The 7,291-nt window shown below is 37.4% G+C and carries 7 protein-coding genes and 3 tRNA genes; 2 read left to right on the forward strand and 8 right to left on the reverse strand.

Annotated elements, in window-relative coordinates; all coding sequences use genetic code 11:
* Positions 1-3 precede the first annotated feature (3 nt).
* Genes COU51_00165 through COU51_00180 form a run of 4 tightly spaced genes read right to left on the reverse strand, consistent with a single transcriptional unit; the run spans position 4 to position 3,520 of the window.
* A complete protein-coding gene (locus tag COU51_00165; GenBank protein ID PIR67163.1) occupies positions 4-1,593 on the reverse strand; it encodes a 2,3-bisphosphoglycerate-independent phosphoglycerate mutase in 1,590 nt (529 codons plus the stop codon).
* Between the two features lie 9 nt (positions 1,594-1,602).
* Complete coding sequence (locus tag COU51_00170) at positions 1,603-1,956, reverse strand: hypothetical protein (protein PIR67164.1); 354 nt, start codon at positions 1,954-1,956, stop codon at positions 1,603-1,605.
* Between the two features lie 21 nt (positions 1,957-1,977).
* Positions 1,978-3,027, reverse strand: a complete 1,050-nt coding sequence (locus COU51_00175) for a hypothetical protein (GenBank protein PIR67165.1) — start codon at positions 3,025-3,027, stop codon at positions 1,978-1,980.
* On the reverse strand, positions 3,017-3,520 hold the full coding sequence (locus tag COU51_00180) for a hypothetical protein (protein PIR67166.1): 504 nt from the start codon (positions 3,518-3,520) through the stop codon (positions 3,017-3,019). Before COU51_00180 ends, COU51_00175 begins: the two co-directional genes overlap by 11 nt.
* A gap of 348 nt (positions 3,521-3,868) precedes the next feature.
* On the opposite strand from COU51_00180, the gene COU51_00185 reads away from it, so the two are divergent.
* On the forward strand, positions 3,869-4,345 hold the full coding sequence (locus tag COU51_00185; protein ID PIR67167.1) for a hypothetical protein: 477 nt from the start codon (positions 3,869-3,871) through the stop codon (positions 4,343-4,345).
* A gap of 185 nt (positions 4,346-4,530) precedes the next feature.
* Here COU51_00185 and COU51_00190 read toward each other — a convergent pair.
* The 4 genes from COU51_00190 to COU51_00205 all read right to left on the reverse strand — a co-directional run bounded on the left by COU51_00190 (position 4,531) and on the right by COU51_00205 (position 5,823).
* Positions 4,531-4,604 (reverse strand) — tRNA-His (locus COU51_00190).
* Between the two features lie 5 nt (positions 4,605-4,609).
* A tRNA-Met gene (locus COU51_00195) sits at positions 4,610-4,683 on the reverse strand.
* A 1-nt stretch (position 4,684) separates the two neighbouring features.
* Positions 4,685-4,759: transfer RNA gene (locus tag COU51_00200), tRNA-Arg, on the reverse strand.
* 80 nt (positions 4,760-4,839) lie between these two features.
* Positions 4,840-5,823, reverse strand: coding sequence for a hypothetical protein (locus COU51_00205; GenBank protein ID PIR67168.1), 984 nt, complete (start codon positions 5,821-5,823; stop codon positions 4,840-4,842).
* Positions 5,824-6,076: 253 nt separating this feature from the next.
* Between COU51_00205 and COU51_00210 the strand changes: the two genes are divergently transcribed.
* On the forward strand, positions 6,077-7,012 hold the full coding sequence (locus COU51_00210; GenBank protein ID PIR67169.1) for a hypothetical protein: 936 nt from the start codon (positions 6,077-6,079) through the stop codon (positions 7,010-7,012).
* Positions 7,013-7,291: the final 279 nt, after the last annotated feature.

Consider the following 7,291-nt stretch of genomic DNA (forward strand, 5'->3'; position numbering starts at 1 on the left):
CTCTTAATTAATTCCTTCCAAAAGATTAGTCCCTGTCATTTCGGGAGCTATCGGAAGGCCGGCTGTTTTTAAAATCGTTGGCGTTACGTCAGATAAAAGCCCTGTTGGCGCAAGAAGAGAGAGGTCTCCATTATTTATCTCTTGCATTGACTTGCCAATCCAATCTTTTCTAACTGCAACAAATGGCACAGGATAAATACTATGTTCTTTATCAATTTTTCCTGTATTTACTTTGACAAGTTCTTCGGCATTCCCATGATCTCCAACAATAAAAACCGCGCCTCCATAATTTACAGTTGTATTAACAACCCGAGCTAAACATTTATCTAAAAATTCAACTGCTTTTATACTCGCTTCCAAATTTCCAGTATGCCCCACCATATCCGGATTAGCATAATTTATAAAAATAAAATCATGTTTCCCCTCTTTAATTGCTTTTATGACATCATCCGTAACTTCAACTGACGACATCGCCGGAGTCTGGTCATAACTTGAAACCGCAGGAGAAGGCACAAGTATCCTATCTTCGCCTGCAAATTTCTCTTCTACTAAACCATTTATAAAAAAAGTAACGTGAGCATATTTCTCTGTTTCGGCAATATGTAATTGGCGAAGTCCATTAGCACTTATAATTTTAGCCAGCGGATTTTTTACAATAATCGGAGGAAAAATAATTTTAACTGGCAGACCTTTTTCATATTCTGTCATTGTTATAAAATCTAATCCGCCCAAAAACTGCCTATCAAACTTTTTAAAATCAGGTAAAACAAAGGCCTGTGTTATCTGTCTGGCTCGATCTGCGCGAAAATTAAAAAATACCATCGCATCTTCCGGACTCACTGTCGCAACGGGCTGATTATCTTTTCCAATAATGACCGTCGGACGAAACTCTTCATCAAAGATTTGTTCTTTATATGATTCTTCAATAGCGCGTAATGGATCTTTATGTAATTTTTCCGCAGACCCTTTCACAATCAAATTATACGCTGCTTCTATTTTTTTCCAGTCCTTATTTCTATCCATGGCAATTTTTCTTCCACAAAGAGTAGCAATTTTTCCCACTTTCAACTCATTACAATATTTGATTATTTCGGAAGCAAATATTTTACCACTATCTTTGTCTGCATCACGTCCGTCTAAAAATAAATGTAAAAAAACATTTTTTATATCTTTTTCTTTACAAAAATCCAATATTGCCTTGAGATGTCTGGTATGAGAGTGCACGCCTCCGTTTCCCAAAAGCCCCATTATATGAAATTTGGAATTATTCTTTTTTGTCTTTTCGAGGGCTTCCAAAAAATATGCATTATTCTTAAAAGTTCCGTCTTCTACTGCTTTATCAATTCTTGGTAAACTTTGATAAATTAAAACACCGGAGCCAATATTCATATGTCCGACTTCGCTATTACCAACTTCTCCTTGCGGAAGACCTACGTTTAGACTCGCTGCCTCCAAAAGCATCGTTGGAGAGTATTTTACCATCTTATCAAAATAAGGCATCTTTGCACTTGAAATGGCGTTACTGGACGAAGGGCTAGTAATACCAAAACCGTCTAAAATAATGAGCACTATTGGTTTATTTTTTAATGACATAAAATTAAATTAAGCGAGATCACCTGTTTCTGAAATATTTTTCTCTTTTTTATTACTTAAAAAATCATCAAAAATATCTTTTATTCTTCCGTCTAATTCTTTCAAACCTTCGGCATACTGAGATTTTTTATATTCATCATCTGCCTTTTCATACCATACGACATGCATATTGCGGTCATAAATAATCTTTGTAAGCTCTGGCAATAATTTTATTTTCTCATCAGGATCATTAATCCCATATTCAGAAAAATATTGTTCAATTGATTTTTGTTCTATATTTAGCATAGATAAAAAATTAATTATGAATTTATATATTAAGTATATTTTATTCCGAGTTGTTTTGCAAATAAAAACATCCCTCAAAGAGGGGCGTTTTTATCTTTTTTAATTACTGCCTTCTGTTGTTTCTGGAGTATTTTTCATTCCTCCAAATGGACCGGGTCCTCTGCCGGGTCCTTTGCCAGCCGGCGCGCCTTCAGGTTTTGGTGGCAGAGTCTTTCCCATAGAAATCATTTTTGCGAGCTGAGTTAAACGATGAGCATTCTGAAGCTCTATAAATGCTTCGCCGTATTTTTCTTCGCCTAATTTTTCTTTTCCATTATCATAAGCATCTTTCGCTTCATCAAGTTTCGCTTTGGCGTTATCAATATCTTCTTGAACCATTTTTGTCTGATTGTCACTGATATATTTTTCAACTTCTGTGATTTTATTTTCCGCCATTTTCATTATTCCTTCTACTGCTTCTTTAGGTATTGTATTATCACTTTTTATCCGAGTTTCCAACTCTATTCTTTTTTGCTCCATAAAATCTGCTTTTTCTTTAAATTTTTCCGCAAAACCCATATCGCCCTCTGCTAATTTTTCAAACTGGTCACCAACCTTCGCAAAAATATGTTCACGCGCTTTTAAAGAATTTTCCAATCTGGATGCAATTCCCAACGCTGGACCGGCCATCCCCATATCTTTCATTGCTTCCAAATATTTTTCTGCAAAATCCATTCGTTCATTTATCTTTTGTTGAAAATCATTTTTTTGTTCTTCGGTTATTTTTCCATCTTCATATAATTTTTCCAGCTCGTCTAAACGTCTTTCAACTAAGTCTGCTTGCCAACCGGCTTTTGACTCGGATGAAAATTTCATCCAGCCACGCATTCCTTCTGTTATATTTTTAACAGGGTATAATATTTCGTCTGGCAAAGAATCTTCTGCCGCATAAGCAGTCGCTCCTCCACCAAAAATCACGGCTAAAAGTAACGCTAAAGATATCATTTTTGTAGGCATAAATAATTGCATATTTAATTTTAAGCTAGGAAGCTGTGGCTTCCAATTTATATATTGCGAAAATCTATTATCTTTCATAGAGTTTCTTTCCATAAAAGACGCAAGCTCCTCACGAATATTGTTTTTATCTTTTGGGTTTAAGTTAGTCTGCATATTTTTTTAATTTTTTAATCGCGCGATTTAAATTTACAGAAACCCAATTCTCGCTTTTTTCCAAAATTTGCGAGATTTCTTTCGGACCCATCTGATTTATATAACGCATGAGAATAAGGTTTCTTTCACTATCCCGTAATTTCTTCATAGTCTGCAACAGCTCTTTTGCTTCTGCTTTCATTATTATATTATTGTTTTGAGTTATGCTGATTTCAAACCCAGCCTCTATAAAACCATCTAATGAAACCGCCTTTTTCTTTCTTGACTCATCAATCGCCAGATTAGTCGCAATTCTATAAATAAGCGCTTTAAGATTATCAATCTTTCTGCCTTTTGTAATATAAATCCATGCACGAGTAAATGACTCTTGCATTAATTCTTTTGCTCTTTCGCCGTCATAAACACGAAAATAAAGGTGGCGGTAAATGCCATCTGCCAACTCATCATAAATTTTTATGAATTGTTTTTTCTCGGTACCTTTTTCTATATTCATATCGGCTTATTTATATAACGAATGGCCCTTAATAATCTTACAACTCTATACCAAAACAAGACTTTTGTCAATAATTCTAAAACGTTTAGCAACTAACGGCCAGTATTTAGTGAAAATAAAAAAGTAGCAAAAATTGTCTTTTTTGAGGTGAACTAATAAAAATTATGAAGACTGCCCCAATGAAAACTATGCTTAACAAAAATAAAAAAATAGCTTAAAATATCCACATTGATAACAAGGAGTTTGCTTTTGAAAAAATATCCACAGAATCCAAGAATTGCAAGAGTAATAATAACATTGAAGTGTTTATGTTCGTGTCATTATTGTTGCAATAAATATGAAACAATAATGTCTAACGCGGTAGAAATATCTAATATCGCAAAAATGGATATGTGTGATATTTTATGTATTACGGGTGGAGAACCAATGCTTGATCCAGATAAAACGTTAAAAATTATCGCCCTGGCAAAACGGATAAACCCAAGTTTAATTATCTACCTCTATACAGCTTGGTTTTCAGAACAATTACCAGAAATAATTGATGCTGTAGATGGAATACATTTCACGCTCCATTCAAATGCAAACAATAAAGATATAGATAATTTTCAACGATTTCAAGAAATGCTCCGCGAATATGCTGATAAATCATTTCGTTTATATATAAATTCAAATATCAAACGTCCGATCACAATCTATCCATATCTCTGGAAACGTGTAGAAACGAAACCTTGGCTGAGTGAAGAAACATTACTTGCTGTGCAACCAAACGGTTTGCCAAAAAATGAAGCTCTATATATTAAAATAAAATATTTATTTACCAACTAAACATAGTTGGTTTTTTGGGGTGACTAGAGGGAATTTCACGTCGCTTCGCTCTTTCGAGAACCTCCGGGTTCTCGAATAACTCTCCTCTGAATGTAGGGGAAATACTTTCCCCTACCACCCCTTTGTCCAATCCCCTCTCTAAATTACAGCCACGAAAAAACAACGGAAGAACCGTTGCTTTTTCGTGGGGTGACTAGAGGGAATTGAACCCTCGTTACTAGGACCACAACCTAGCGCTCTACCATTGAGCTATAGCCACCATAATAGCTGGGGAGGGTGTCGAACCCTCGACCTCAGGCTTATGAGTCCTGCGCTCTAACCAACTGAGCTACCCAGCCATGGTACCCCCGGGGGGAATCGAACCCACATATCTAGCTTAGAAGGCTAGTGTTCTATCCATTGAACTACAGGGGCAAAAACTTCTTATATCTTACACTAAAAAACCAATTTTGTCAAGCGAGTATCACGGTTTATTTCAAGCTTTGTTTTTTATTTTATTTTTTTATTGCTTTCTTGTTGTGGCATCTATTATGCACCTCACGTAAATGTTTATCGGTAATATGCGTGTAAACCTGCGTTGTCGTAATTGATGAATGTCCGAGCATTACCTGAACAGTACGGATATCAGCATCATTTGATAGAAGATCTGTCGCAAAGCTGTGTCGCAATGTGTGCGGAGTAATCTGCTTCGCAATGCCGGCAATTCTCGTATATTTTGCTACCATTCTTTGCATACTTCTTGGCGTCATTGGGTCTTCGTCTCGTTTTGCTAAACTTGCGGCGGCTTTATCCATTCGCACAAACATCCATGGAGACACATCAATCCTTTTATCCAAATATTCCTTTAACCAAAAGGCTGCTTGTTCAGACAAAAATACAACACGAACTTTTTTCCCTTTTCCTCTAATGGTAAATTCTATTGCGCCTTTTTTCTTTTTTAAACTTATATCATCGCGCTTTAAACGGCATAATTCTGAAACACGAAGTCCGGTTGAAAACAATGTTTCTAAAATAGATTTATCGCGAAGGTCTCCTAATTTTGGCTTTTCATTAAGACTTTTCACCGGTGCTTCCAAAAGTCTTTTAATTTCATCTTCGTCTAAAAAATTTACCATTCGTTCCGGCATTTTAGCCAGTTCAATCTTCTCCGAAGACAAGCTCTTCATATCTTGTTTGGCTAAAAACTTTAAAAATGAACGTAACGCAATTAAATGATAGTTTTGCGTGTTTTTTTTAAGCGGTTCGCCATCCATTGTTGAAAGTCGATTAAGATATATACGATATTGTCTAATTAATGGAAGGTTGATTTCCTGCGGTTTTATAGGAACACGTCTTTTTTTTGCTTGGCTTACCCAATCAAAAAAGCGAGTTAAATAAAAACGGTAGTTATCTATTGTATTTGCGCTTCTTCCACGCTCTACTTCTAAATAGCTCAAAAATGCCTCAACTGGCTTGTTTCTGATAGTTTTTGTTTCCATATTTTGGCTAAATTTACTTATTTATTAGCTTTTAGCTCTTGACAAAAGCATTGAAATATGCTATATTTTGGCTAAACAATAGAAGTTCTTTCCAACCCAATCACAATCAATAAGGAGATAAGATGACCATGATCGTTGGGCTTTTGACCGTAGCAAGCTGCATGCTCTTCGGCAAGATGAAGCTCGGTGCTTCGCTTGTCTGTTTAATGCTCGCCGCTACCACCGGACTACTTCTTTCCTAAAAGGAGACGACATGCAGGGAGTTCTCGGAGCAATAGTGCTCTTCATTGTCGCTACTTTTATCGCTGGTATAGCGACAGAGGGCAACAAGAGCAATCACGCGGGAAAACGGCGTTATCGGTATGTTGTAAAATATGCAAGCCATTCTCCCTACCAACCAATCAACTTCAACAAGTACTCCATCGGCAGAGCTTCGGTCCGTAAGAGACGCGGAGTTGTGGCAACACAGCTCCATCGGTTTCAACATATTCTGCAAGAAAGCCCAGAGGCAGTAAAGCAAATTCTTGCGGCCAGTGAATCAGCAGGCGTTCCGGTTGACGTAGCACTTGCGCACTGGGCACAAGAATCATTCATGTCTTTGAGCGGTGACAGCGGAACTCCGGCTCTTACTGCAATTGAGCGGAACATCCGTGAAGACCGACGAAGACGTGGATCGTTCATAAAGAACAAGCAGGCCTTTCTAAACATCTGCCAAAAGTGTGGATACTACAAAAAGTACGGCACAGAATGCAGACAACTGAAGGGTTCTTCAACCGGAGCTCTTGGCTCAATGCAGTTTATGCCGTATACCTGGGGAGATCCGTCAAACAGACGGGACCTCGATGGTGACGGCGTCGGCTGTCCGCTGAATCTTGCTGAAGCGTTCTATGCAACAGCAGAAAAGTTAAGAGGTCATGCGGACTTTGCGCGTCAGAACAACAATAATTGGCGTGTACTCCCCGCAAAAGAGCATATCTATGTTCTTTCGCCGATCCCTTCCGGTCTTCTGGAAAATGAATGGGACTTTGCCATGTTGCGCTATGCAGGAGAATATTGCAGTCGCAACTACGCATATGTAAAAAGGGCAAAGCTTCTTCGTCCACACCTTTGCGGGATGATCCGCGAAGCTACCGGGCAAAAGCTCGATTGCTCTATGGAACCATCCGCATTCTATCTCGCCTCCAACTAGCCCCGTGCATTTCTGTACGGGGTTTTCTTTTTAAAAAATGTTAATAATTAGCGTTTGGCGTTTAGTTTATTATTGCAATTATTATAAAGTAAAATATCATTTACTAAGTGCTAATTGCTATACGCTATGTGCTATTTATATTATAACATATACGTCGCAAAATATTAACGCTCCAGCTAATCGGTGTATAGTTAACCTTATGGGGTGACATTATGCTAAGGCTAAGGGTGACAAAGGTTAACTCTTAATTAGCAAAATAAATATATGGCAGGATCACCC

It is taken from the genome of Parcubacteria group bacterium CG10_big_fil_rev_8_21_14_0_10_36_14 (assembly GCA_002772895.1).
GTDB lineage: Bacteria > Patescibacteriota > Patescibacteriia.